Here is a 26,478-nt window from a genome sequence, read left to right on the forward strand (position 1 = left end):
CCTCATTCTCCTTGATCATGTACTATCGGCACTTCTTCCGCAATGTTCTGCTCTACTTCGAAATGCACTTTTATATAAACTTTACCATTGTCGGCCTTCTCATGCAAAATTTTTTGATCCATAATGACGCTATCTGTGCCGTATTTCGCCAGGATATCACGTTTCGCCCGCTCGATCCCCTCCTGCTTGGCTTGTTCTTCTGTCCGTTTTAGCTCCAACTCCGTCGTCTCCATGACCTTCTCCGTCATCCAGCCGATCGGAAGCTTCCAGGCGCGCCATGTCAACGGATCCTGAACAGTCATCGTCTCCGACTGGGCGTAGGTGACTATGCCGTAACCGGTCAATTGTATCGCCGTATTGCCAAAATACAAATATCCCCGCTGCTTCCGTTCTCCCGTGTATACCTTCTGTCTGTAAACCTGTGGGACCTGGATATTGTATTCATGCCAGACAATGCCGCGAATATTCGCTTGAGGTACGACCGGCTTACCGCCCTGGAATCCGGATACCAGCACTTGTCCTTTCTTCACTCGATCGTTCTTACCGACCTCCGGCTGACCCTTCTCCGCGTAAATATGCGTAATTACGGCGTCATGCTTGCTCACGAGATGGCTCGGGCTCACCAACTGTTGATCCTTTGGTTTCGTTGCCTCGACCACCTGGATCGTAATCCGTGTTCCCGTGCGAGTTACCCCAACCCAGGACGTACCCGGCAGCTTGCGGGTCAATTCCGCGGAGAGCTTGTCCTGATCCGGCAAACGAAAAATCCACTGAAACGGATAAATGCCCTCCTGCTTCGCCGCCTGAAGGACGTCATGAGCGGCAATTTCCTCATTCCCTTTCACCTCGACGTCCCAAACCAGGGAGGATAAACAAAAAATCGCCGCAACAAATAAGGCGAATCCGGCGATAAATCCCTTCCTCTTCCATACTCTAGCTAATACAAACGGCAGTCCGGAGCGCCCCCGAACCGACATTCGGCAGCCTGTCCGTTTTAACAGCGGCCGCAGGCGAAAGAAATCGGTTAACGCTACATTCATATCCATTTGCCCTCCGGGTAAGGGCTTGACATCCCAGATGTCGATGCCCTGACGGGACAGCTCATTTACGAGCTGCTCGATCGATCCTCCGCGAACCCTGATGGTAACGATGCCTCTCAACTGGCTTAAGGCCGGTGATTTCACGTTTCATTCCTCCGTTCCTCGATATTTGATGCCGAAAATTCGGCCTTCCACGACCACTTCTTCCGGCATAATGGCTTTAATAACCAGTCCGCTTCCCTCGACCTCCAAAGTACCTTGGCTTAGGGCCAAATGCAGCACCTCAGGAGAAAAGTGGACCACACCCCGGTGATTTTCTATATAGAGCTGCTGACCTCCAATTAAGGTGAGCCTCGGCAAATCGAATACAAGATCGCTGGGCAGGTCGAGCGCATCAACCGTCCATTTGCGTATTTTGCGGACAAACCGGCTCATATGAGGCAATCCTCCTTCCCCTACTGTACAAATTATGCGGCCCTGTCGTGATTTATGAGAAAGGAAAAGCGCAACAAAAAGCCAAGGTTGCTCCGACTGGCAACCTTGGCTCGGGCTAGAAATGAACCACAATGAAAAAACACCTTCTACGAATCACGTAGAAGGTGTTTGTCTCTCGAAGTTATGGCAAAAGCTGTTGAACCGTCTGGTTTACGAGTTTGCCGTCTGCCCGGCCTTTAACCTTGGGCATCAGCGCGCTCATCACTTTCCCGATATCGGCTTTCGAAGAAGCACCGGTTTCCTGGATGGTCTGCTGTACAATGACTTTAATTTCTTCTTCGCTTAGCTGTTCGGGAAGGTACACCGTAAGGATCTCTGCTTCCGCTTTCACTTGCTCGGCAAGATCGTCACGACCCGCTTTCTCAAATTCTTGGAGGGCATCTTTGCGCTGTTTGATTTCACGACTTAGGATATCAAGCACTTCATTATCGTTCAAAGTTCTTTTCAAATCTATTTCAAGATTCTTCATCGTAGCACGAACCATTCGAATGGTGGAGAGCTTGAACTTGTCTTGACTCTTCATCGCTTGCTTCATATCTTCGTTCAATCGCTCGCTAAGATTCATCGCTGATTAAATCCTCCTAAAACTTTCTCTTACGAGCAGCCTCGGACTTTTTCTTGCGCTTTACGCTTGGCTTTTCATAATGCTTACGTTTCTTCACCTCAGCCAATACTCCATCTTTCGCGATGGAACGTTTAAAGCGACGAAGTGCAGCATCAATTGTCTCGTTTTTGCGAACTTTAGTTTCAGACACCAGTTTTCCCTCCCTCCGACCAGACCGTCCAAGAGCATAACACGGTTCATCAAACTTCATTATAGGGGAAAGAGAAATAGGGTGTCAACCTGAGCGCCCGCATTTTTCTCTTCCAATTTCTAAAAGAAGTTCTAGAGCGCGTGCGAGTCCGAAGATTGTACCAGCGCACCCAGCTTAGAGCCGCCAATGAGATGGTAATGTAAATGCGCCACCGCTTGTCCGCTGTCGGGTCCGCAGTTGTTGATCAGACGATACCCGCTGTCTGCAACACCGAGCTGTTTCGCCGTTTCCTGAGCAATTCGGTGCATCTCGCTAATCAAGGCAAGATCCTCCGAAGCCAAGTCATTCATCGAGGCGATATGCTTCTTAGGAATGATCAGCACGTGGACCGGAGCCGCCGGCTGAATATCGTGAAAAACGAGAACGCGTTCATCCTCGTAAACCTTGTTCGAGGGAATTGAACCTTCAACGATCTTGCAAAATAAACAGTTGTCCATCGAAAAGCCTCCTAAACATATTCTTTGCTAAAATTCATCATACCGAAAATAGGCAAAAAAAAGAAGCACCCTGCCGCCTCAATAATGAGTTGGCTGGTCGCACGGACGTATTGGACGGAAAATCGCGTAACGCTCTCTGTCACCAATACGTTCGGCGGGGTGCTTGCAAATATGATGTCGGCTAACTGTAGTATAACAGCGGGGTGATACTGTATCTGTGATGTACATCACGACTTGAATTGTTATTTTCTAGACGTTGAATTCAAGATTCGACGTCGAATCCGCTTCATCGGTTACGCTTCATGATCAAAAGACGACTTTTGAACTACCTTATATGAAATTGCGTGTGTCGTTGTTGCGTCCGATCTTGTAGGCCGCTAGCAGGAAGAAGACCAGAGCGAATGCGGCCAGTACGGACAGGTTAAACCAGATGCGGGCAAGACCCTCGCCTTGCTGCAGCGTTTCGATCGATTTCAGCACCCAGTGCTGCGGCATGAATTCCGAAATCTGCCGTACCGCCGCAGGCATGATCTCGCTCGGGAAGAAACATCCCGCGAGCAAACAAGTCGGCGTAACGATAATGTTCTGCAATGCCCCGGAGACGCCGCTGTTTTTGGAGAATGCAACGATGACAAGCGACAAGCTGATCGATACAAATGAGAACAGCATCAGAAGCAGCGCCATCCGTCCGAACGGAATTCCGGTGTCGATCCGGAACACCTCTTCCAAGAAAAACAGAGTCAAAATAATCTGCACCGCCATCACGACTAAATTGACGATAATGTTGGCGATCACGAAATTCCTGGCGTTAATGGGTGAGGATATGACCCGAAAGAAGGTGCGGTCCTCCCTGCTTTTCAGAATCAATTCCGACAAATTCACCGCCGACATCATCATAAACAGGATCAGGAAGCCGATCGTTTGATACGTCATCGCCTGCTTCTTCTCCGCAGAGCTATCGGCCGACTGAACGGTCAGCTTCATGCTGGGGTTCTGGTAACCTGCATAAAGCTGAGCATACTTCGTCTCGTCCCCTTGGGCCGCTCGGCTAAACGCCGCCAGATTCCCCGTATAATTGTACAGCATCGCTTTCATATACACGGTGACCTGCGCCCCTTTGACCGACTGAATCCCGATGTGATTCGGTTCACCTTCGAGAACACTTTGCGAGTATCCGTTGCCCAACACAAGACCGCTATCCAGCTTCCCGGACGCCAATTGCTCGCGAAGCTCCGTCTCCGTCACTTCCGTAAGCCGAATCTGATCCAGTCCTTCCAGAAACTGAACCGTATCGGCAGCGATGATCTCATTCCCGTCCTGATTCACAACGCCGACCCGCAACCCGCTGTCTCCGACGTTGCCGTACATCAGCATCGTTAACAAGATTCCAGCCAGTGGCAAACCAACATACAACATCAAATTATTGCGTTTACGAAACGTCGTCCGCAAGATATGGGAGGCGAGCCACCAAATGTCCTTGATCATATTACAACCCCTCCTTACGTCGCATCATCCACGCTGCCGCAGCCAACAAGGCGACGGCGATACTCAAGTTTAAAGCCACGACCGGCCACATCACCGATACCTGATCGTTATAGATAATCCGTGTGATCGCTACGTTAGCCCACCGGATCGGCGATAGGTTCGCCGCATAACCGATGACACCCAAGTCTTCATCCGCCCCCATTGGAAAATAAGCTCCGCCGAAAAATGACGCCACCTGAGTCAGGATCATGAGTAAGCCCTGCGTAGCCGCATCTTTCAAGACATAGCTTACGGCCAGACCTAGACTGACGCCCATAACGACCTCCGAGCCCAAGACGGCAAGGACGGCAGCCAGATGCTCTCCCCAATAAGCCTGAAAGGCGTATTTGCTGAACAAAATGAGGATGAGTACGCACAACATATTAATGACCAAGTTGCCCAGCACCTTACCAGCGAAAATCTCTCCTTTGCCTACCGGGGACGCCGCAAGCCGTGTGCCGGTTCCCTGCCGAATCTCCCCGGAGATCAGCCGGCTGGCGGAAATCGAACTCCACAAGGCGATCATGGAGGTCATGGCCAACGCGTAATAATCAAGCGAACCCGGCTGGCGATCGGCCATGATCGATGTTTCCTTGATATAATCCCGCGTTTTCACCGAACCTGCGGCCATAGTTGCGGCTGCCTTGCCCGGTGCATTCTTCTCAATGGCTAGAATCGCATTGTATTGCTCCGCAAAGGCCGCCATCATGCCTTGCACGACATTGCTCTGAATCGCATTCCGGCCGCTTAAATACAGCGACATGCCATGACTTCCTAATTCAACGAATTCGTCGTAATGGCCCTTCTCAACCTCAGACCGACCGTCCATCTCGGTTGGGAGCGGCTCAAACGATAACCCCATGCCGGAAGTTTCTTTGGCAAAGACTCCAAAAGCCTCGGTTAAAGCCGGATTTTCACCGCTATCCCTAACCAGCACGCGGATATCCCCCACCTGGGCCGTACCTCCGAAGGCATTCGACAGGGCCGTGCCCAGAATCAACATAAGCACGATTGGAAACGCCAGCATGAACACAAGCGTCCAACGGTTGCGCGTCTCCCTCTTGAGCTCCTTGAGCGCGATGGATAATGTATTCATTCTTCTGATCTCCTTCCTAAACGATCCGATGTACCGACTGTCGTCCTAGTCCCGCAAATTGCGTCCGGTTAGCGTCAGGAACACCGTCTCCAGATTCGGTTCCTGCTCCTCGACGGAACGGATCACCGCCCCGCCGTCGATCAACCGTTTCAAGATACCGCTCAGGTTATCGACCGACAGATCACTGTAAATGCGAATCTCTTCTTCCTTTGCCGTAAGGCTGCGTACCCCGGGGATCGTTCGAATGAGTTCTAGAAAAACCTCGCCCTGCTGTTTCAGTTCAATGCGCACTTCCTTCACATCGGTAATCGTGGCGATCAGCTGCTCTTTCGTGCCGTCAGCGATGATCTTCCCATGATCAATGATGGCAATTCGGGAGCAGATTTCCTCAACTTCCTCCATGTAATGGCTGGTATAAATGATCGTGCAGCCCATTTCATTCAGCTTGCGTACGGACGTCAGAATGTAGTTTCGCGATTGCGGGTCGATACCAACCGTTGGTTCATCCATGATGATCAGCTTCGGCCGGTGAGCGATGGCGCAAGCGATGTTAAGCCGACGTTTCATCCCGCCGGAGAAGTTCTTTGGAAAGCTCTTTGCTTTATCCTCCAAACCGACAAATCGGAGCGCTTCCTCTGCCCGGTCTTTGAGTTCCGCTCCCCGCAAGCCGTACAGCCCGGCGAAGAACTTCACGTTCTCATAAGCAGTCATATCCTGATAGATCGCCAAATCCTGCGGTACGATCCCCAGGTTCATTTTGGCAAAACGACTGTGCTTGAGGATATCTTGATCCAGGATTCGGATCTCCCCGCTTGTCGGGCGGAGCAGCGAGGCTACCAGATGAATGGTTGTGCTCTTGCCGGCGCCATTGGAGCCGAGAAACCCGAAAATTTCTCCTTCCTTGACGGATAGGGACATATTGTCAACCGCGATGAAGTCACCGAATTTTTTTGTCAGTCCGTGAATCTCCAGTACATTCATTGCAACCTCTCCATTCCTGCTTCTTGTTCTTGACCCTATTGTAGAAAAAAAGGATGCCCTTATGTCAGTGCATAAGTTCATCCTTTACGCATGAAAATGTTCATGTTGTCGCCAGAGCCATCCAAAGCCGGGTGAGGTTCCTCATTTCCCGGACGGGACATACGGAATCAAGGTGGTCACCTTAAACCCCTGCGTCCCATCCGCGATCACCGTGCCGTTGACCGCAGCCGTGCGTTCCTCCATACCGAGCAAGCCCATACCTTTGACGATTTTGGCCTGCCCTCGACCATTATCCGTCACGACGGATTGAATCCATTTGCCAAGCACCCGAACTTCAACCTGAACAGAGGTGGCCTCACCGTATTTGGCCGTATTGGTCAGCGCCTCCGTCACATTGTCGTGAATGATCTTCCAGAAAAGCGGCGTAATCTTCTCCAGATCCCCTTGGTGAACGACCGAGGTCTGAAGTCCAGAACGGCTGCCGAAGGCCTCTACGGTGTTTCTCAAGCGGTGAAACCCTAACTGCTCCACCGGAGGTTTCATGTTCTTGAGTGTTTGGCGGATTTGCTCAATCGATTCCTGAGAGATCCCAATTGCATTTTTCAGGAGTTTTTCCGCTCCTGCCGAATCGGTAGGCAGCACCCGTTTGGCGGCCTCCATCTGAATTAACGCCCCAGTCATCGAATGACCGATGCCATCGTGAAGTTCCTGGGATAGGCGGTTTCGTTCCTCCAGCTTATACGTGTATTCCGAAGCCCGGATGAATTCCCGATTGCCGTGCAGCTGCTTCCGCAGCTTCTCTTGATCCAATCGCAATTGATCAAGCTGCTCCTCCTGCCGATTCAATCGCTGCAATAGATGCCGAAGGTACATCCCGTCAAACAAGCTGATCGCCGCGATAAACATATAGATTTCTGAAAGCGGCCCCTCCAAGAATAACAAAGGGATCGCCAGCAGCACCGTGACGGCAATACGCGGGGCGACCCTTCTCGCCGTTTCATAGGCGTTTGGCGGCAACAGGAGTACGAACTCAGGGTTGACGTAAACCGCGCAACCGGCGCAGTATACGATCATCATCCCGTAGATCGCATTCCGATAAGCCGTTTTATGAAGCAGGAGCGCCGTGAGGTCCAAAGCTAAATAAAGCAGGATAAATAAGATCAGCCATGGGGACGGGGATGGTTCCATCGCATAGATCAAGGCGACCGCAAGGCCAAGCACAAGCCATCTCTTGCCGATGCTCCAACTTTCCATAGGTTAGCGAGTCCTTCCGGTCAAATAATAAATCGCGATTTGCGTGCGGTGTTCCAGCCCGGTTTTGTTCAGGATCGAGGTAATGTAATTGGCCACGGTTCCTTCGGAAATGAAAATTTCCTTGGCGATTTCCTTGTTCGATAACCCCTTGGCGATTCGCGACATGACCTCCAGCTCCCGTTCGGTGAACGGCTTCAGATCGATTGGCGGCGGGCCGGATGCTTCCGAAGCCGAAGTAACATCGTCCGGCATGTGTTCCGGCTTCGCCTGCGTGACGGGCTCCCTAAGGACGGCACCTGAGGTCAACGACTGCTTCAGCTTATCCAGCACAACGTCTTGCAGGACGTTATGGCCGTAATGAACGCTTTTGATCGCATCGCGGATCCGCTCCGGATCATTGTTTTTCAGCAAGTATCCTTTGGCCCCGAAACGGATGGCATCCATAATGTATTCATCGTCGTCGAAGGTAGTTAGGATCAGCGGTTTTGCCAGACCTTCCTCCATCAACAATCGGGTTGCTTCCACACCGTTCAGGTTCGGCATCCGCACGTCTAGCAGCGCGACATCCACCGGATTTCGCCGGCAGTAATCGACTGCCTCCTGACCGTCCTGTACCGTCTCCGCCACCTCGAATTCCTCGAAACTGTTTAATATGATCCGCATCCCCTCGCGGATAAAAGAGTTATCATCCGCGATCAGCACCCGTATTTTCATGCCGCTCCTCCGTTTCGTTCGTTCCGTTACAGCCGTTCCAGCTCAATTCGGGAGCCAGCCCCCCCGGTCTCCGCAGGAATAACGACTAGCTTACGGGCCAACCGCGACCGCAGCTCGGCGACATGGCTAATAATACCCACTGAGAGATGGTCGTGATGCAAATGCTCCAGCGAGGTGATTACCGTATCCAGCAGTTCCGGGTCCAGCGTCCCAAAGCCTTCATCCAGGAAAAAGAATTGCAGTGGATATTGACCGCGCAACTGAATTTGCGCTGACAAAGCTAGCGCTAATGCCAGCGAGGCCAAGAACGTCTCCCCGCCCGACAGCGTTGCTACCGGACGTTTTACGCCGCCGCTCGCATCGTCGCGGATCACGAACCCGCCGCCGGAGTCCGTCTCCAGTGCATATCGCTGCTTCGTCAGGAAGCGCAAACGTTGGGAAGCGGCATGGCTGACGTTCATCAGTTGCTCCTCCGCCACGTATTCAACAAAGGCATTACCGCGCAGCGCGGACTGCAGTTTCGAGAGCAGCCCCGCTTCCTGCTCCAGCTGGCCCCGGACCGTCTCCAGCTCCTGCCAGCGGACGTGGCGGACCTGCAGGTCCTCCCAGTCCCGCTCGACGCGGGCCTTCCGTTGCAAGGCAACCTCATCTTGCTCCTTGGCAGCCGTCAGCACCGCTTCGCTTTGCTGCCATTCCTCATCGCTAACCGTTTGTCCCGCCAGCTTGGCGTCCAGCTCACTAAGGCCGATCACCAGCTCCTGTTCGCGGCTGCGGTGGTTTTGTACCGTACCCGCGAGGGATTCCGCTTCTCCCGGGGCGAGCAGGTTGTCCAGGACGGAGGTTTCCGCGTCGAAAGGCGATGCCGTCAGCGCTTCACGCCAGCGGGCCTGAAGCTCCGACTCTAGCTCTCGGGCCACCGTTGCCGCTTGACCGGCAAGCGCCTCCGTTTTGGCCAACTCGTGACTGCGGGCTGTAGTTTCGGTTAGCTGCACCCGGCTGCTCTCCGCCTGTTTGCGAAGGGTTGTCAGCTGCACCTTGGCTTCCGAAAGCAGCTCCTCAACAGGGCGTTCTCCAGCCAGTGTATGCAGCCTTTCCTGTTTCTCGCGCAGAAGCTCCTGTTTGCTTTGTTCTTGGACTTCCCACTGCACCAAGGTTTTGTCCAACTCGATCGTTTCTCCGGCGAAGGCCTGAAGCTTCGCCGTCTTCTCCTCGATAAACGGTACGCTAACCGCCAGTCGGCCCCGCAGGTCTTCCGCTAAGCGATCCTTCGCGGCAAAAGACTCCATCTGCCGGGCGGCTTCCTCTGGCGTGAAGCCCGGGTATTGCTCCGCCCACGCGAGCCGTTTGGCCGCGAGAGCTTCGCGGTGTTGTGCTCTGCGCGCCGCGGCCTGCTCCATCAGCCCAGAGGCCGTTGCCGCGGCAGCTTCGGCGGCGGTACGCTCCGGCTGCAAGGCCGCCTGCGCGCTTTGCGCGGCGCGGCCGTCCTGCTGCAGCGCCTCCAGCCGGCGGCGGCAAGCGGCGTGCCGCTCGCCCAGCGCCGCGGCCTGCCGCTGGCGGGCCGCCAAGCCGGCAGGGGCCGGCGCGGCTTCGTCCGGCGCGGGCGCCTCGGCGGTAGCGGCGGCTTCGCGAGCTGCGGCGAGCGTTGCGGCCGCAGAGGCCGGTTCGCCGCCGTCACGGCCAAGCACTTGCAGCAACGCGCCGCAAGCGTCCCGGTCGCGGGAGACGGCGAACTGCAGCTCGCGGGCCTCCGCGATCAAGGTGGCAAGCGCCTCAAGCTCCGCTTCGCCGCCGGCCGCCTTATCGGCATCGGCCTGCGTCGGTGCCGGGTGGTGCGCCGAGCCGCACACGGGGCAAGGCTCGCCGCTGTGCAACTGCTCAGCCAGCCGGGCCGCCCACAGGTGGCGTTCGCGGGTTTTAAGCGCTTGGCGCAACGTCGTTTCGTCCCCTGTAAGCTCGCTGGCATATCGCCATACTTCATCCTCCAAAGCCGCCAGCTGTCCGACGGTTTCCGCGAGCTGCCCCGCAAGGATATGCCCGGACTGCTGCACGGCGGTGACCTCCGCGGCGATTTGCTCCAGCTTGGACGTTGCCTGCTGCAGGTTCGAACGCCCGGCCGCCTCTTCGGACTCCGCAACGGCGAGCTGCTCTTGCAGCGTGGTCAACTGTTGGGCCAGCTGCACGGCGGCTTGCGCCAGATGGCGCTCCCCGGCTTTGACCTCCGCCTCCTTCAGCTGCTGCTCCAGCTCCCGCTGGCGCGTTTGCGCCTTGGCCAGCAGCTGCTCCTCCTTCGCCGTCTGCTCGGCGAGGTTCTGCTTGCGCTGCGCGCCTTCCGCGCGCTGCGCCGCGAGCCGCTGCAGCTCGGCGCCGAGGCGTGCGGCCTCTTCCTGCAGGCCGCGAGCCTGCTCCAGCTGCTCGAGCCGCACGAGCAGCGCCGGCTCTTCGCGGCCGAGCGCTGCGGCGGCGGCTGCAGCGGCCGCGCTGGCCTCAGCGGCAGCCGCCGCAGCGGCCCGGGCCGCCTGCTCGGCCTCGGCCGCCTGCTGCGCGCGCTCTGTAGCGGCGCGCTGCGCCTCTTTCCAGGCCGTGAGCACCGGCCTGAGCGCCTCGGCGGCGCCTCCGCGCGCCAGCTTCGCTTCCAGCGCGGCGACCTCGCCGCCTTGCGCGCGCAGCGCCTCAAGCTGCGCCGCGCGCTCGGCGCGCTCCACCGCCAGCTCGCGCACCTTGGCGAGCTGGTCGTAGCGCTGCTGCGCTTGCTGCAGCTCGCGGCGCCGCTCGGCGGCCTGCTCCGCGGCTTCGCGTGCCGCAGCCGCCGCTTGTTCCAGCGCCTCGACGGAGGCGTTGCCGAGGCCTTGCTGCTCGGCGGCCACCTCGGCGCGGCGCTGCTCGTTGGCCCGTACCTTACGCGTCAGCTTCTGTCCCAGCAAGTCGCCGTATTTCTCCAGATGGAACAACCGCTGCAGCATCGCCCGGCGGTCCGCTCCTTTCAAGGACAGAAATTCAGCGAATTTACCTTGGGGCAACACGACTGCGCGGGTGAAATCGTCCATCTTAAGGCCAAGCTTCTGCTCCACACAACGCGTGACGTCGGCGAGCTTGTCGGCGATGACCTTTTCCCCTTCGGGTAGAACTTCGATAAACCGGCTGATCGTATTGCTTACCGACAATTCACCTTGCCGCTTAAAACGCCGTTCCACTCGGTAGCGCTCCGTGCCGGCGGCGGAGTTCAGCTCGAACGTAAATGCCACGAACAACGTGTCCTCCGAATGATTCATGATGCCTTGGGTTCCGCCGGATGCCCGGCCGACCTTGCCGTACAGCGCCAGCGTGATCGCGTCCAAAATCGTCGACTTCCCGCTGCCCGTTGGCCCAAAAATGCCAAACAACCCTGTCTCACACAACTCCGTAAAATCGATCGTCTGCGGCTCGCGGTAGCTTTGCAGCCCGGCTAATTTCAGTGTAATCGGTTTCATCAGCTTCCCCCCTCCGCAACTTCATCATCGTCGGGAGCCTCGTCCGCTTCCTCGGAGACAAGCGACATAAACAGCTCCACCAGCTCCTCCTCCGGCTCAGCCCCGCCGGTCTGACGGTGATAGAACTTCCGGAACAGCTCATGCACAGGCACGCTCGCACGGGACGTCAGCTCGTCCTCCTCCAGCTCCCGTCCGGGGTACACCGGACGAATATGCACGATACCCTCATGAGCTTTGCGCAGCGCCTGAATATCTCCCAACGACATCGCTTCGGTTAAGCTGAGTTCGAGGTCGATAAATGCATTGGCGTCCCTGCCCTCCTCCAGCCAGCGATACGCTTCCGTCAGTCCGCCCCGGCAGCTCCAACGGACCAACGGCCGTCCGCTGCTCAGAAACAGCTCTTCCAGGATCGGCTCTTTGCCGGGCGCAACGTCCAGCAGCATCACCGACTTGGCTTGTCCCGCCTCGGAAAAAGAATACGCCAACGGCGATCCGCTGTACCGAGTCAATCCGCCGCCTTTGACCGCCTGCGGCCGGTGCAGATGGCCCAGCGCCGTATATTGCGCGCCTACGTCGAGCGCAGACGGGTCAACGGTATAAGCGCCGCCAACCTGGATCGGCCGTTCGGAGTCGGACTCCACTCCGCCGAGCACATAAATATGGCTCATTGCGAGATTAACCGTGTCCGGACGGAATCCGCCCGCCAACTGCCGCATGAGCAGCCCCACCTTAGCGCTGTAGGCGAGCCGCAGCTCGGACTCGTCCGCATCCCCCGCAAGCAGCTCGGACAAGCGGGCTTCCGACGGATAAGGCAACGCGGCGATGATCGCCTTCTCTCCGGTACGAGCAACAGGGACGGTGATCGCTTCGGGGACGGGCAGTCCTACCAGCGAAATGCCCCGGCGTGCGACCAGCGGCGACACCGCGGCCACTCGCTCCGGCTGGTCGTGATTGCCGGCGATCACCGCCAAATGGCAGCCGGTCTCCGTCAGCCGTGCCGCCGCTTCGTAGAACATTCCCTCCGCCGCGGCCGGCGGGTTCACGCTGTCATAGACGTCGCCCGCCATCAGGACGAGATCGACCTGCTGCTCCTTCACCATCCACACCAGCTCGTCCAAGAACGCCTCCTGCTCTGCAAGACGGCTGCGTCCCTCCAGCGTACGTCCCAAATGCCAATCGCCCGTATGTAATATACGCATCCGTTTCTCCCCCTTGATCCCGGCAACGTACGCCGGCGTTTCAACATCCTAGTTTCATAAATTTCATAGACTCATAGATTGAGAACCTCTATTAACCCGAAGCTCTCCCTTTATTCGCTTCCCCAAAGAATTAAATAGAGTGATATTGTATCGCTATTCCGGCAAATCCAAGCTTTATCGCAAAAATAGGATGATCAAATCACGCTATTCCCCTGTAAACAACCCGATCGGTCTATTTAGGTGGGGAATAAGACGATTTTATATCGCTATATTCGCTTCATCGCCAGAAATGCCCAAAATAAGAATATCATATCACTCTATTTGCGAGGGAGAGTTCTCTTACAGCTTCACCGCTTGACCGCCATCGAAGAAATACAGCCACTTCTCATCAACCGCCGCGCCGGTGATTTCTTCGACCGCTTTGGCGTACAGCTCCAGCTGGAACCGATACGATTCAGCCAGCGCTGCCGTGCCGCCGCGATGCTCCAGCACCCGGTCGCTTTTATAGTCAAGCAGGTACACTTTGCCATCCACGGCGAAGAGACAGTCCACGATCCCCTGGATTAGCACAATCTCCCCATCCAGCTCCCGGATTGCCGCGCCTGCCGGAGTTCCTGTCGGAGCATCAACCCCAGCCTCCAGGCCTCCAAGCTGCGGCGAAGCTTCCGCCGCGGGCAGCCCATAGCTGAACGGCATTTCTCGCTTCACCCAGTCCGCCTGCCGCAGCAGCTCGCCCAGCGGGCTTACCAGCAATCTCGCGATGTTCTCCGCGTCGATTGCAGCTGCCTGCTCGGCGGTCATGATCCGCCGCTCGACGAGTCCGGTCAACGTCGCTTGAACCACAGCGATTCCCGGCTCCGCGTCAAACGGCAGATGCTGCATCAGCGTATGGTACGCCACCCCGCGTTCGGTTGGCGTCAGCTTGCGCTGCTCCATAAACCGCGGCCGCCGCAGATGCAGCTTGAACTCGGGCTGCTCCGCCGCCTCCGCCTGCTCCCGTTCGCGCGCCATCTCCGCTTCGGCGAAAACGTCGCGCGCCGGTTCCTCTGGCATCGCAAGCAATGCCTTCATCTCCGTCACCGAGGTTTTGGCGGCAATCCGGCTGGCTGAGGCATAAGGATATGTCCAGCTTAGCCGAGTCTCCACCGCTTCTTTCAGCGCAGCGACCTCTGAATCGTCCGCCGCCTCCGGCTGGACCGCTACTGGTCCCCCTTTAAGCAGCGCCTTGATTTGCGCCGGATCCGCCGCATGCTCCGCGGTGGCCGCCGCTTCCGCTCCGCCGGTCTGCCCTGCCGCACGAGCGTAAATAAACGCGACGTTCCACTCGGATGGGCTGTCCGCCATCAGGGCGGAGCCCGTTTCCGGCAGCCCGGCGAACTGCCGAAGCTCCCGTGTACTCGGGTGGCGGATCAAGGCCGGACCAATCCAGTCGAGGTAACAGCGACCTCGCGCCAGCAAATAATCCGGCAGCTGTTCCCCGCCAGCTTCCAGCGCGCCGCCCCAGGCTTCAACGGATTTGGTGAGGTTCTTCACCGAAGAGACGAGCACGAGCTTGTCTTTCGGGCGGGTTAGCGCCACGTATAACACGCGCATTTCCTCTGCTAAGAGCTCCATTTGAGCCCGCCGCCGGATCGCCAGATTCGGCAGCGTTGGATAACTGACGCGAGTATCCGCGTCAACGTATTTCGGACCAAACCCCATCTCCTTATGCATCAGAAATGGCGCGTTCAAGTCTTGTCGGTTAAACTGCTTGGATAACCCGGCGACGAACACAACCGGAAACTCCAAGCCTTTACTCTTGTGGATCGTCATAATGCGAACGCCGTCGCCCTGCTCTCCGGCGTCTCCAGGTGCGCCGAAATCACCGCCGTTCTCGCGCAGCCGGTTCACGTAACGCAGGAAACGGAACAAACCCGGCGCAGAAGAGGACACCTCGAATTGTCTCGCGCGGTCCAGCAGCGCCTGCAGGTTGCTTTGGCGTTGAGTTCCGCCCGGCAAGCCGCCAACCCATTCCAGATAACCGGTTTCCCGGTAAATCTCCCGAATCAGGTCGCCCAGTTGCCCGACTCGGGCCATGCCGCGCCAAGCCTCCAGCTGCCGCAGGAAGGCCTGCAGCTTAAGCGACAGCGCATCTCGATCAAGCCCAGCCACCGAGTTTAATGACTCTGTCCCGGATTCACTCATCGGGTCGTCTCCGCCTTCCGGCGATCTCTCCGCATTCCCGGCGGCAGCTCTCGCTAATACCGCCTCATAATATCGGCCGCCAGAAGAAGCGAGGCGGATGTCCGCCAGCTCCTCCTCGGAGAAATCGTAGAGCGGGGAGCGCAGCACCGCCGCCAGCGGAATATCCTGCAGCGGGTTATCAATGACCTGCAAGAGCGACAGCATCGTTTCAACCTCAGAAGCCTGAAAATACCCCTGGCTCAGTTCACCGTACGCCGGGATCCCTTCCACCCGAAGTTCCTCAATCATGGCCGGCGCCCAGGTAAGCGTTGAACGCAGCAAAATCACCATGTCCCGGAAAGTCACCGGACGCATCGCCTGATGCTGTTTATCATAAATGCGCAGCGGTTCGCTGCCTTCCCCCAGCATCCCGCGGATACGGGCGGCAATCGCACGGGCCTCCAGTCGCACCGCTTCAATCAACGCGGCCTCATCTTCCTCTTCTCCGCCTTCGCCTTCCGTCGTTTCGCCGTCTCCGCGGTCGGATGACTCCGAACTTCCTCCCGAACCCGCGTCGCGATCAATCAGCAATAACTCGGGGCGATAATCCTCTGTAGCCTCCGGTGGAAAACCCTCCCCATACACCAGTTCAGCGCGGGGATCGTAAGAAATTTCCGCCACACTTTCGTTCATGATTTGCCGGAACAGTAAATTCACCGCGTCGACGACCTCGCGCCGACTGCGAAAGTTCCTGGCTAAATCGATACGCAGCCCGGCCCCGGCAAAATCATCCCCATAGGTCCGATATTTCTCCAGGAACAATCCGGGCTCGGCCAAACGGAAGCGGTAAATACTCTGCTTCACGTCACCGACCATAAACCGGTTGCCCGGTTTCTCCCGGGAGATCAGCCGTACGATCGTCTCCTGCACGGTATTGGTATCCTGGTATTCGTCCAACAGCACCTCATCGAACTGCTGACGGTATTCCAGAGCGGCGTCGGACGGCCGAAGCTCGCCCGGCTCCGAATCCGGATGCCGTAAAATCTGCAGACAGTAATGCTCCAGATCGGAGAAATCGAGCCAGCCTTTGGAGACTTTATGCAGCCGGTAACGTTCCCCAAATTCACTGACTAAACCGGATAGTGCGCCAAGCAACGGAGCCATGTCATGCATCTCCCGCAAAAATGACTCCGCCGGCCGCCCGTACAGCTGAGAGCGCAATTCGGCGAAGGTCTTCTTCGCATCTTCCCGCAGCGCTTTAACTCGCTCCTGGATACCCGGATCGGTCTGATCTTTCTTCACCGGCTTCAGCTTGCCGAAGCTCGCCCCCTGGAACACGTCGTACAGCGAAGCCCAGCTGCCGCTTGCCACCGCTTCTTGCAGAAACTGAACAACGTTAAGGTCTTCCTCCAATGACACGGCGTAGGGCTCGGGTCCTCCCGGGGACAACGCCAGCGCCTTCGCTTGCGACAGCAGGCTCATCGCGCCTCCGAGCGCCAATGCCGTATCGGCTAACAGGCTTTGGACCCATGCGCTCTCCTCTAAAGCGTCTAAATCCGGAGCCAAAAAAGCCGAGGACGCTTCCTGCAGCCAATGATCCGGCCAAGGATGGCTGCGGGAGAAATCGTAAAGCCGCTGTACCAGCGTAAACACGGCCGCATCGCTGCGCTCTCCGCCAAACTGATCGACCAGCTTGACGAACGGGCTGTCCGCCGGTTCGCTGCCGTATTTGTCCTCGAGCAGCTCCTCCAGCACCTCTTGCCGCAGGAGCGACGTTTCACTTTCCGAAGCGATCCGGAAGCCCGGATCCAGCGGAATCAACGTATAGTAACGCTGGATAACCTCCATACAGAAGGAGTGGAGCGTCGTGATCGAAGCCCGCCCCAACATGGCCAACTGACGATTCAAATACTCATTGTTCGAATCCTTGACCAGCTCCTTTTCGAGCGCTTCCGTGATCCGTCCCCGCATCTCCGCGGCCGCCGCTTTGGTGAACGTAGCCACCAACAGCCGGTCCACGCTCAGCGGCTGCTCGCGATCCGTCAACTTGCGGATGATTCGTTCGACGAGTACCGCCGTCTTGCCGGAGCCGGCCGCTGCCGCCACCAGCATATCGCTGCCGGACAGGGCAATCGCCCGCCATTGGTCGTCACTCCAATAACTGCCGGCCGGTTTGGGTTTCATCGTGGTCGTCATGAAGGGTTCGTCTCCTTTCCGCTCTCCTGTCCAAGGAGCTGCCAAATCTCGTTTTTGCCCGGCTTGCCGAGCACGTGGTACGCATTACCGTCCAGCGACTCCTCGAACCGGCACACCGGTTTGTAAGGACAAAACGTACAAGCCGTCTCCATCCCAAGTCGGTAAGGGGCAATCTGCACGTCCCCCTCGGTAATGCGGGTGCCGATTTCGGTGATCGTCTGCCGTACGGAACCGAGCAGCGTATCCCACTGATCCGGCGTCGCCACAGAAGCGCTGCTGTAAAAACCACCGTCCGCCTTAAGCGCGACGGGGATAATCTCCGAATACCCTTTTTCCAGCTGGGCGTCCATTTTCGCGATCACATCCCGGTCTGCCAGCAGCAGGCCTTTCATTTTGAACCGCTTCAACAGTTCTTGCTGCGCCTGCTCCGCACTCATGCCGTTGCTGCTCTGCAGCAGCGGATTGTGCACGTGGAAGTACAGCGTGCCTGCCGGAAGTGCAGGCTCGCCTAACCAGGCTTCCGCCGAGGACAGCAAGACATCCAGGTAGGTGAGCATTTGCAGCGACAAGCCGTAATACACCTCATGCAGCTTCAGATCGGTCTGGCTCGATTTGTAATCGATGACCCGCAGCAGTAAGCCTTGTTCCCCTTCCGCCATATCGACCCGGTCAATCCGGCCAACGATTTCCATGACGCAGCCGTTAGGCAACTCGAACGTCAGTGGAGGCAGCGACCGCCCCGGTCCGAAATCCAGCTCCAGACCCACAGGCTCGAAGCTGCCGCGCCGCGCTTGCTCGCCAAGGATCAGCGAAGCACGGCCGACGATGGCTTTGAGCTTGCGAGAGATATACCCGTAACGCTTGGAGCTTAACAGGATTTCGCCTTGTAGCTTCGGCGCGAGTTCATCAACCGCCGTATTTGCCGCTTGAATCGCTTCCTCCGGTGAGAGACTGCCCCAACTGCGGTTTTGCGCTTTGAAGGTGATCGCCATCTGACTGAGCGCAGCATGGAACAGCTGCCCTATGTCCGGAGCTTGCAACCGGTAAAGCTGACGTTCCTTCAGCTTCAGTCCATGGGAAGCGAAATGTGCGAACGGACAAGCCGAGAACTGCTCCATCCGCGACACGCTCGTCCGCAGCCGCTTGCCGTATAACCGCCTGCTGGTTGCCGGTGTCAAGCCGCGCACCCGGTTTCGATAATCCAGTGAAGTGAGCAAACGCGATGCCTTGCCCTCCCATTCCGGTTGGGTCTTGTACCATTCGAGCACGCGCCACCATAACGGCGAAATGGACTCTCCCGCTTTCCATCGCCGCAGCTGACCGATCAAAGCGCTGAGCGCGGGCCCTGGCCGCGAGACAAACTCCAGTTGCCAAGCAGCTTGGTCGTCCAGTCCGCCGACAGGTCCCGGTGCTAAGGCAAGCGACCGCTCCTGAAGTCCCGGGAAGATCCGTTTCACATGTCGGATGACCTCGGACGGTAGAAGCGCGCCGCCTTCCCCGTCCGCAGCTGGATAGCTAAGCCAAAGCGAGCTGCTCGCCCCTGACAGCGCCTCGTACACGAGGAATCGTTCATCCAACAACTTGCGGGCAAGCCCCGGGGCGAGCTGTAAGCCGATTTCCACCAGTCGCTGCCGCTCTTGCTCGCTGAGTACGCCTTCCTCCTGCAGGTTCGCCGGCATAATTCCCTCGTTGATGCCGAGCAGGAACAGATGCTTGACCTGCCCCGAACGCGTACGTTCGGTACTCCCGATCAGCACCTGGTCGAGCGAAGGCGGCACCAGCGATACCTTCAGCTCCTTGAGCCCGGTATCCAAAACCCCGGCAAACAGCTCCAACTCCAGTGACTCGTCCCCCATCATTTCTACGATCTGGTCCAACACGTCCAGGACCGCACCCCATAATTGGCGATGCTCCATTGCCTGGCGAGGTTTGCCTTCGCGCACCGTCTTGTGCGCCAGCACATCGAGGCGCTGAGCCGCCTCTACGCTCTCCAGCAATTGATAAACTGCTGCACACATATCCGCGGCGTTTTTCGCTTTACGGATTTCTTTCTCGAACGCCGATAAAGGACCTGCAACCGCAACGCGGCACCGCTCTAGCAGTTCCAGCTGCTCCAGTGCTTTAGCCGAAGCCGCCGTTTGATCATCCTGCTCGAGCGACAGGCTTGGCGCGGACTTCCACGGCCGTCCGTCGAACCAACGGTAGCCTTGGATGCCGCTCGCCAGCGCATAATTCTCCAGCCTATCCATATGTTCGCGCGTTAAGCTGCCGTCCAGCGGTAGAAGAAATTCGCTCTTTACACAGCGGAATACGTCTTCGTATTTCCAGAATCCGAGCACGACGTCCAGCGCCGCCCGGATAAATTCAACCATCGGGTGAAACAGCAGGCTTGTCTTCTGGTCCAGAAAATATGGGATCCCGTAGGCTTCCATCGTCGGAGCGAGCAGCTCTTCGTAATCCCCCAGATTACGCACCAGCAGCGCCATATCCCGCCAGCGTGTTCCTTCTTCCCTGGCTAAGCGCACCATCTCGCGCGCGGTGCCTTCGACCTCGGCACGCCGGCTGGCCGCCCGATGTAAAGACAAAGCCCGTCCCAGATCTTGCGGCGGAGTTGCTTGAGGCCACGGGGTACGCCGCTCGTAAGCCAACTCCAGATACGAAAGCGTCTCGCTCTCCCGAAAGCGTGGGAACGGACGCTCCTCCAGCAGCTCGGCTGGCTGGACCTCGATCCCCGCTTCCGCAGCCAATTGGCTCAGTTTGACGAAGGCAGACGCGGGAGTGTGGAACAGATTTAATTCATGCGGCAACGTTCCGTCACTGTAGGTGCGATCGAGCGTCAACGAGATTGTGACAGACGCGGCTGCCTTGAGCAGTGCGATGATCGCCGTGTATTCCTGCGGGGTAAACGTGTGGAATCCGTCAATCCATATCTCTGCTCCCTGCAAATAAGCCGATTCCGCGGCCCCCTGCGCCAACTTGACCACATGGTCTTCGTTGTCGATATACAAGCGGGACAGCTCCTCGTCGAATTCGGCGAACAGCAGGCTAAGATCGTGCATTTTATCCTTCAGTAATGGGGACTCTCCTTCGGTTTGTTCCAGAAGGCGATAGTGCTCCTGTAAAGCCGGGAAATCCACGTTATATTTCTTCATTTCCGTATACAGTCCGGCGATCCGATCGATTAGTCCGAGCTGATCCCCGCCGTGCCCAAACAGCTTTAGCTCGCCTTTCCGTCGGCGCATGAGCTTGTACAGCAGCATTTTTTTGCCTTCGTCATCGATTGGCACAAGCGCAGCACCGCCGGTTTCCTGCATAACGCGCAGCGCCAGGCGGCGAAAGCCCAGCACCTGAGTGCGGACAGTTCCGCGAAGTCCGGGGGCGGTGGCGATTCGCTGTTCGATTTGGAAGGTGCCTTGCTCCGGGGTCAAGATGATGAGCGGCGGACCGGTCGGATGCTCGCGCAGCGCAGCGGTTACTCGGTCGAGAATGAGGCTGGTTTTACCGCTGCCGGAGCGGCCAAGTATGAACTGTAAAGACATGAAAGTACCTCCTACCACGGACAATTCGTTAGTTTCCAGTATAACATAAATACGATCAAACATTCGTATATAAAAATAGCCCCGCTTCGCGATAACCGCGAAACGAGGCCCATCTATCTCTATCCAAGTCAGAAATCTGCCTGTTGCCTATTTTTCTTGTAGCTGTCCATCCATTCCGGGTGAGCCGGAATGTTTCGGACGAAATCGAGCAGCAGGCTTAGACCCGATTTGGCGTCCCCTTGCGCAAAAGCTTCGGTCATTTTCCCGTAGGTTTCGGGATGAACGAACTCCAGCAGTTTATCCGCCGCCACGTAGTCCTGCGGAGCTCCCGCGGGACGATCCGGGATCGTCACCATTTTTCCTCTTACCCTTAGCTATCGGCAGAAATCAGGAAAAATGTTACATCCGTGTCTCTTGGTTTCCAAGGTTAGAGAGCGTCTTTACTACGCACCTCGAAAATGGCAAATTTCAGGTAATGACCTTCGTCGACCCCAAGGATCTGCGGATGGTCTTTCCCGGCTGCCCGCCATTCGACCAAGCGCAGCACCTTTCCCGCATCCTCTGCGGCTTCCAAAATTGTCTCCAGGAACAGATCCGGACGCATATGGTAGGAGCAGCTGGCCGTTACCAAATACCCGCCTTCGTTCACCAGCTTCATGCCGTGAAGGTTAATGTCCTTGTAGCCGCGGCAAGCGCCTTTGACCGCTGCTTTCGTCTTGGCGAACGCTGGCGGATCGAGAATAACGACATCCCAGGTCCGACCGCCGCCGGCCGTTAACGGCACGGAGGTGTCAACCTTGGCGTCTTGCGCCGCCCGACGCGTCCGCTCTTCTACCCCCTTCACCTGGCTCCGCAGGTAGTCAAAGGCATCGGCTACGACAAATTCAACGCGTTCGGTGAATCCATTTAGTTCGACGTTCCGTTTCGCGCTTTCAATCGCATGCTCGGAGATGTCAAGGCAGGTGACCTTTTTGGCCCCATATTGGCAGGCATGCAACGTAAAGCTTCCGGTGTGTGAGAAGCATTCCAGCACGGTCGCCCCGTCCCAGTATGGGAAGGTGACCTCTTTGCCGTTCCGGTTGACCGGCGCGACCCGCACGCCGCCGTCTTCCGTCGGCAGCTCTTGCAGCGCGATTCCGCTTCGTCCGCCCCACCCGGTCATCAGCGGTTTGATGGAGGCCCTGTTTTCCCGTTGGTCGAAGAAATACCCCGTTTTTTGTCCCTGTTCGATATCCACTTCGATCTGGAGCCCGTTCTCTGTCACGATGACATGACGCGGCGGCTCTCCGAATATCGGCCCTTTCACCTGCTCCAGGCCTTCCATTTCGCGTACGGATACATCGCTGCGTTCGTAAATGCCAACGGGATGCAACACTTCCGTCAGCGCCGCGACGATCTGTTCCCGGCAGCGATCCATCCCCAGCGTTAGCAACTGGACAACCAGCACCTCTCCGAACTTGTCCACGATCAGCCCAGGCAAAAAGTCCGCTTCCCCGTAAACCAGCCGGTAGGCATCCTCTTTCACGAACCGTTCCCGATGCTTCAAGCATTCCGTAAACCGGCGGACAAAAAAGGCGGTGTCCATCGCCGCCAGCGGCGTATAGGATACGACGCGAACGGTAATTTGCGAGGCCGGGTTGTAATACCCTGTAGCCAGGTAGCGGTGCCTGTGGTCAACAATCTCAACCAGAGCGCCCGGTTCCACGTTCCCTTCTACACTCTCAATTTCGTTTTTGAAGATCCAAGGATGTCCCTTTTCCAACCGTTTCTTACGGCTGCGCTGCAGTATGACCCTTGCCACTCGATACTTCACTCCTTCATAGAATATACGCCTAGGCCTCATGGCGACTCTTCCGACTTGGATGTACACCTGCTTGGATAGCATGGAAGTTGTCCATCTGTCATATATGTAACTTGTACGAATGTAGCTGATTTGCACTTCATTTTGCGAAAAAGGGGATCGCCGATATGTTTCAAGACATCTTGTTCCCGGTGACGTTTGGGCTCGCCCTGTTCCTGTTTGGCATGAAGGTGATGGAGGCAGCCCTGCATGCTTGGGCCGGCCCGAAACTGATCGGTTTTCTTCATCGGACTACGCGAACGCCTTGGACCGGCTTGCTGTCGAGTACGCTGATCACGGCCGTTCTGCAGAGCAGCACAGCCGTTACGGTCATGACGATCGGGCTCGTTAACGCCAGGTTGTTGTCCTACGCTCGAACGTTAGGGATCATCCTGGGAGGCAATATCGGAACCTGCCTGACTACGGAGCTGCTTGCCCTTAATATAGCCAAGCTAGGCGTTCCCATGCTCCTCGTTTCGTTAGGGCTGTGGGCGGCCGCCGTACTTGGCGGCGAAATGCTGCCGAGCTATATCCAGCGCCGCTTGCCTTGGCTACAACCCTTGCAGTTTGGTGCCCTTGCTATGGCCGGCTTCAGCCTCGTAATGATCGCAATCCGCTTCATGCAGTCGATCGGTCCGGCGCTGGAGGAGCGCGGCGTGATCGCCTGGCTGCTGGAGCATGCCACCGGCAGCCTATTGTGGGGCGCCTTCGCCGGCGCCCTCCTGACGGCGATCATTCACAGCAGCGCCGCGGTTGTCGCCATGACCATGGGACTTGCCGCCAGCGGTGCCCTGCCCGTGGAGTTTGGGATCGCCATGGTCATCGGCTCCAACGTTGGCACCTGCGTCACCGCGGTGATCGCCGCGATCGGCGGCACCCGGCCGGGACGGTTCGTCGCCTGGTCGCACGTGGCGCTGAACGTACTGGGGGCGGCGTTGTTCCTGCCGCTGGTTCCGCTGCTGCAAGCGGTGGCAACCTCGCTGACCGGCGATCTCTCGGCGCAAATTGCCCATACGCAAACGATTTTTAACGTCGTAAGCTCCCTGTTGGCGCTGCCCTTCTGCTATTTGCCGATCTGGTCTCGGCTGGATCGGTCCGGGGCCGACGATCTTGCCATTAAATAGTTGCAGGAAGTGCTTCTATTTCTATGAAGAGTTGCTAATTTCCCTAATTAGCGGCAAAAATGCAGTTATTTTCGCCGATATCCTCCCATTACTCAAATACCGTAGAAAATAACTGCACTCTTGCACTTATCCCAGCCTATTGGACGATTTCAGCAGAAATAACTGCATTTGAGCACCTATTCCCCTCCGCTCAATTTTCCGGCTCGACGCCAAGCATCTTAAGCGCATGTTCCAAGATGAAATCGTTGTTGTCGTACCCTGCCTTGAGCTGCTGACGCCAAGCCTCCTGCGGCTCATACCAAGACACGCTGCGGATCTCCTCAATCTGAGGCCGAAGCGCCCCGCTTTGCCATTGAACCAGGTAGTAATGGACTTCTTTATCGACGTTCCCCAGTTTGGGATGATGGTAAGTATAAGCGATGATATCGATGAGTTTTTCGATCCGGCCCACAATGCCGGTTTCCTCCAAAATTTCGCGAAGCGCCGTTTGCTCTACGGTTTCTCCCGGTTCTCTCTTCCCCTTCGGAAATGATATTTTGCCGTAACGGTCGGTAATCAGCTGCACTTGCAGCCGCCCGTCTTGGATGCGATAGACGACGCCTCCAGCAGAGATTTCTTTGAATGACATTCTGGCTGTACCTCCTTAAAATGACTCAACCCGGGACTCAACCCTCCCAAACCCTCCCTTACCGTAAGGGAGGGCCCCCATGGGCCTGCTGCCCTTGGGGATCCCGCAAACTGGACGAACGTGGGATCGACTGAGGCGCTCCTGCCGCTGTTCCCTTCGGGAATGCGCTTAACGTTGGCTCGTGGAACGCTTTTCTCCCTTCGGGTACGTCTTACTTCTTGCGCTCCTAGGTTACCCCTTTGAAAACCTAGAGAACGTGGGATTGACTGAGGCGCTCCTGACCGCTGTTCCCTTTGGGAATGCGCTTGACGTTGGCTCATGGAACGCTTTTCCCCCTTCAGGTACGTCTTACTTCTTGTTCTCCTGGGTTACCTAATTAACACCCTACCAAAAACGTGGGATCGGCTGAGGCGCTCCTGACCGCTGTTCCCTTCGGGAATGCGCTTGGCGTTGGTTCGTGGAGCGCTTATCCCTTCGGGAATGCGCTTGTTACCTTCCATGTCACTTGTTAATTATAGGCGCAGCGTACTCATACTTCCAATTCGCCCTTATGTAACAACAAGGATTTCAACCCGTAGGGGTGAAATCCTTGTTTCGTGCCCGGTGGCGGGCGGAAGTATTAGGCTAGGGCTTGCGAGGCTTCATCCAGGACGCGGACCCATTGGCCTTCGCTAGTGTTGACATCAGCTTGGGTCAGCTTGACACGGCAAATCTTACCGGTCAGGTCCGGAGTACCCGGGAAGCGGATTTGCAAGTAATTGTCGCTGAAGCCGGTCACGAAACCATCTCCAGCGGTGCCTTTCTCATCCCTCTCCGGGATGACGTCCAGCACTTGACCGACGAACTTCTCGGCATATGCAAGTTGCATTTGCTCGGACAACTCGATCAGTTCATGCACGCGGGCATGCTTCACGTCCTCGTCAACTTGATCCTCCATCCGCGCGGCCGGCGTACCGCTCCGCTTGGAATAAGGGAACACGTGCATTTCGGAGAAGCCGATGCGTTTGATCGCCTCGAAGCCCTCGCGGAACAGCTCGTCGGTTTCCCCTGGGAAGCCAACGATGATATCGGTCGTAATGGCCACGTCCGGCATGAACTCGCGGATCATTTTGATTTTATGCTCAAACTCTTCGATTGTGTACTTTCTTCTCATCCGCTTCAACACTTCATTACTGCCAGCTTGCAGCGGGATGTGGAAGTGTCGGCACATTTTCGAGGAATTCTTCAGTACCTCAAGCATGCGCTCGTCGATTTGACTTGCTTCAATCGAGCTGATTCGAATGCGACCAAGCCCTTCTACTTTGTCCAGATCCCAGAGCAGGTCGGATAAACGGTAATCTTCAAGGTCATCTCCGTACCCGCCTGTATGGATGCCGGTCAGGACGATCTCGTTGTACCCTGCGGCGACTAACTGACGCGCTTGTTGGATAACGCTTTGCGGGTCACGGCTGCGCGACAAACCACGCGACCATGGGATAATACAGAAGGTGCAGAAGTTGTTGCAGCCCTCCTGAATTTTCAGGAAAGCGCGAGTGTGGTCGGCGAAATTCGGCACGTCCAGCTCTTCGAATTCCCGTGTCTTCATGATGTTGCGCACCGCATTAATCGGCTTACGCTGCTCTTGAAGCTGCTTCACGTAAGGGATAATCTTGTCCCGGTCCTGCGTCCCGATGACCAAGTCTACGCCGGGGATGTCCAAAATCTCCGCAGGCGACGTCTGCGCGTAGCAACCGGTCACCGCTACAATGGCGTCCGGATTACGGCGTACGGCGCGCCGAATGATTTGACGGCTCTTCTTGTCACCGGTATTCGTAACGGTACAGGTATTGATCAAATAGACGTCAGCAGCCGATTGCTCGAAATCAACTTGCTCGTAGCCTTCGTTTTTAAATAGCTGCCAAATGGCTTCGGTATCATAAAAATTAACTTTACAGCCCAAGGTGTAAAAGGCGACGGTTGGCATCGC

General features: G+C 56.8%; 19 protein-coding genes. 1 reads left to right on the forward strand and 18 read right to left on the reverse strand.

What is annotated here, in order from left to right:
* Window positions 1–2 precede the first annotated feature (2 nt).
* The 16 genes from yqfD to M0651_RS12035 form a co-directional block, all read right to left on the reverse strand.
* Entirely contained in the window at window positions 3–1,184 is a 1,182-nt protein-coding gene (gene yqfD / locus M0651_RS11960) for a sporulation protein YqfD (RefSeq protein WP_248551969.1), read from the reverse strand.
* A 3-nt stretch (window positions 1,185–1,187) separates the two neighbouring features.
* A complete protein-coding gene (yqfC, locus tag M0651_RS11965) occupies window positions 1,188–1,475 on the reverse strand; it encodes a sporulation protein YqfC (RefSeq protein ID WP_248551970.1) in 288 nt (95 codons plus the stop codon).
* 181 nt (window positions 1,476–1,656) lie between these two features.
* The gene (locus tag M0651_RS11970; RefSeq protein ID WP_248551971.1) at window positions 1,657–2,100 is read right to left on the reverse strand and encodes a GatB/YqeY domain-containing protein; all 444 of its coding nucleotides are present in this window, start codon (window positions 2,098–2,100) and stop codon (window positions 1,657–1,659) included.
* Window positions 2,101–2,116: 16 nt separating this feature from the next.
* A complete protein-coding gene (gene rpsU, locus M0651_RS11975) occupies window positions 2,117–2,290 on the reverse strand; it encodes a 30S ribosomal protein S21 (RefSeq protein ID WP_005547957.1) in 174 nt (57 codons plus the stop codon).
* 131 nt (window positions 2,291–2,421) lie between these two features.
* Complete coding sequence (locus M0651_RS11980) at window positions 2,422–2,787, reverse strand: histidine triad nucleotide-binding protein (RefSeq protein ID WP_248551972.1); 366 nt, start codon at window positions 2,785–2,787, stop codon at window positions 2,422–2,424.
* A gap of 330 nt (window positions 2,788–3,117) precedes the next feature.
* Window positions 3,118–4,272 carry an ABC transporter permease gene (locus M0651_RS11985; protein ID WP_248551973.1) on the reverse strand — a complete coding sequence of 385 codons (1,155 nt, stop codon included), beginning with the start codon at window positions 4,270–4,272 and terminating at the stop codon, window positions 3,118–3,120.
* Window position 4,273: 1 nt separating this feature from the next.
* Entirely contained in the window at window positions 4,274–5,407 is a 1,134-nt protein-coding gene (locus M0651_RS11990; protein ID WP_248551974.1) for an ABC transporter permease, read from the reverse strand.
* Between the two features lie 45 nt (window positions 5,408–5,452).
* A complete protein-coding gene (locus M0651_RS11995) occupies window positions 5,453–6,388 on the reverse strand; it encodes an ABC transporter ATP-binding protein (protein WP_248551975.1) in 936 nt (311 codons plus the stop codon).
* Window positions 6,389–6,529: 141 nt separating this feature from the next.
* The gene (locus tag M0651_RS12000) at window positions 6,530–7,642 is read right to left on the reverse strand and encodes a sensor histidine kinase (RefSeq protein WP_248551976.1); all 1,113 of its coding nucleotides are present in this window, start codon (window positions 7,640–7,642) and stop codon (window positions 6,530–6,532) included.
* Between the two features lie 3 nt (window positions 7,643–7,645).
* Window positions 7,646–8,356 carry a response regulator transcription factor gene (locus tag M0651_RS12005; RefSeq protein ID WP_248551977.1) on the reverse strand — a complete coding sequence of 237 codons (711 nt, stop codon included), beginning with the start codon at window positions 8,354–8,356 and terminating at the stop codon, window positions 7,646–7,648.
* Between the two features lie 26 nt (window positions 8,357–8,382).
* Window positions 8,383–11,823 carry an AAA family ATPase gene (locus tag M0651_RS12010; RefSeq protein WP_248551978.1) on the reverse strand — a complete coding sequence of 1,147 codons (3,441 nt, stop codon included), beginning with the start codon at window positions 11,821–11,823 and terminating at the stop codon, window positions 8,383–8,385.
* The gene (locus M0651_RS12015) at window positions 11,823–13,022 is read right to left on the reverse strand and encodes an exonuclease SbcCD subunit D (protein ID WP_248551979.1); all 1,200 of its coding nucleotides are present in this window, start codon (window positions 13,020–13,022) and stop codon (window positions 11,823–11,825) included. Before M0651_RS12015 ends, M0651_RS12010 begins: the two co-directional genes overlap by 1 nt.
* 339 nt (window positions 13,023–13,361) lie before the next feature.
* Entirely contained in the window at window positions 13,362–17,381 is a 4,020-nt protein-coding gene (gene addA / locus M0651_RS12020; RefSeq protein WP_248551980.1) for a helicase-exonuclease AddAB subunit AddA, read from the reverse strand.
* Window positions 17,378–20,920 carry a helicase-exonuclease AddAB subunit AddB gene (addB, locus tag M0651_RS12025; RefSeq protein WP_248551981.1) on the reverse strand — a complete coding sequence of 1,181 codons (3,543 nt, stop codon included), beginning with the start codon at window positions 20,918–20,920 and terminating at the stop codon, window positions 17,378–17,380. The genes addA and addB overlap by 4 nt, the downstream gene beginning before the upstream one ends.
* Window positions 20,921–21,048: 128 nt before the next feature.
* Window positions 21,049–21,276, reverse strand: coding sequence for a hypothetical protein (locus M0651_RS12030; protein ID WP_248551982.1), 228 nt, complete (start codon window positions 21,274–21,276; stop codon window positions 21,049–21,051).
* A gap of 71 nt (window positions 21,277–21,347) precedes the next feature.
* On the reverse strand, window positions 21,348–22,721 hold the full coding sequence (locus tag M0651_RS12035; protein WP_248551983.1) for a class I SAM-dependent rRNA methyltransferase: 1,374 nt from the start codon (window positions 22,719–22,721) through the stop codon (window positions 21,348–21,350).
* A gap of 167 nt (window positions 22,722–22,888) precedes the next feature.
* On the opposite strand from M0651_RS12035, the gene M0651_RS12040 reads away from it, so the two are divergent.
* Window positions 22,889–23,884 (forward strand): Na/Pi cotransporter family protein, encoded by a 996-nt coding sequence (locus tag M0651_RS12040; RefSeq protein WP_248551984.1) that lies wholly within the window; start codon window positions 22,889–22,891, stop codon window positions 23,882–23,884.
* Window positions 23,885–24,074: 190 nt separating this feature from the next.
* Here the strand turns inward: M0651_RS12040 and M0651_RS12045 are convergent, their stop codons facing one another.
* Window positions 24,075–24,512 (reverse strand): NUDIX hydrolase, encoded by a 438-nt coding sequence (locus M0651_RS12045; RefSeq protein WP_248551985.1) that lies wholly within the window; start codon window positions 24,510–24,512, stop codon window positions 24,075–24,077.
* A gap of 619 nt (window positions 24,513–25,131) precedes the next feature.
* Window positions 25,132–26,475, reverse strand: coding sequence for a tRNA (N(6)-L-threonylcarbamoyladenosine(37)-C(2))-methylthiotransferase MtaB (gene mtaB / locus M0651_RS12050; protein WP_248551986.1), 1,344 nt, complete (start codon window positions 26,473–26,475; stop codon window positions 25,132–25,134).
* Window positions 26,476–26,478 lie beyond the last annotated feature (3 nt).

It is taken from the genome of Paenibacillus mellifer (assembly GCF_023195895.1).
GTDB classification, from domain to species: domain Bacteria; phylum Bacillota; class Bacilli; order Paenibacillales; family Paenibacillaceae; genus Fontibacillus; species Fontibacillus mellifer.

Bases quoted from the DNA above. Each gene is read 5' to 3' on its own strand.
- M0651_RS11995 (WP_248551975.1), bottom strand. From the start codon at position 6,388: ATGAATGTACTGGAGATTCACGGACTGACAAAAAAATTCGGTGACTTC.
- M0651_RS12000 (WP_248551976.1), bottom strand. From the start codon at position 7,642: ATGGAAAGTTGGAGCATCGGCAAGAGATGGCTTGTGCTTGGCCTTGCG.
- M0651_RS12005 (WP_248551977.1), bottom strand. From the start codon at position 8,356: ATGAAAATACGGGTGCTGATCGCGGATGATAACTCTTTTATCCGCGAG.
- M0651_RS12010 (WP_248551978.1), bottom strand. From the start codon at position 11,823: ATGAAACCGATTACACTGAAATTAGCCGGGCTGCAAAGCTACCGCGAG.
- M0651_RS12030 (WP_248551982.1), bottom strand. From the start codon at position 21,276: ATGGTGACGATCCCGGATCGTCCCGCGGGAGCTCCGCAGGACTACGTG.
- yqfC (WP_248551970.1), bottom strand. From the start codon at position 1,475: ATGAGCCGGTTTGTCCGCAAAATACGCAAATGGACGGTTGATGCGCTC.
- addB (WP_248551981.1), bottom strand. From the start codon at position 20,920: ATGTCTTTACAGTTCATACTTGGCCGCTCCGGCAGCGGTAAAACCAGC.
- M0651_RS12015 (WP_248551979.1), bottom strand. From the start codon at position 13,022: ATGCGTATATTACATACGGGCGATTGGCATTTGGGACGTACGCTGGAG.
- M0651_RS12045 (WP_248551985.1), bottom strand. From the start codon at position 24,512: ATGTCATTCAAAGAAATCTCTGCTGGAGGCGTCGTCTATCGCATCCAA.
- mtaB (WP_248551986.1), bottom strand. From the start codon at position 26,475: ATGCCAACCGTCGCCTTTTACACCTTGGGCTGTAAAGTTAATTTTTAT.
- M0651_RS11980 (WP_248551972.1), bottom strand. From the start codon at position 2,787: ATGGACAACTGTTTATTTTGCAAGATCGTTGAAGGTTCAATTCCCTCG.
- M0651_RS11985 (WP_248551973.1), bottom strand. From the start codon at position 4,272: ATGATCAAGGACATTTGGTGGCTCGCCTCCCATATCTTGCGGACGACG.
- M0651_RS11970 (WP_248551971.1), bottom strand. From the start codon at position 2,100: ATGAATCTTAGCGAGCGATTGAACGAAGATATGAAGCAAGCGATGAAG.
- addA (WP_248551980.1), bottom strand. From the start codon at position 17,381: ATGACGACCACGATGAAACCCAAACCGGCCGGCAGTTATTGGAGTGAC.
- M0651_RS12040 (WP_248551984.1), top strand. From the start codon at position 22,889: ATGTTTCAAGACATCTTGTTCCCGGTGACGTTTGGGCTCGCCCTGTTC.
- M0651_RS11990 (WP_248551974.1), bottom strand. From the start codon at position 5,407: ATGAATACATTATCCATCGCGCTCAAGGAGCTCAAGAGGGAGACGCGC.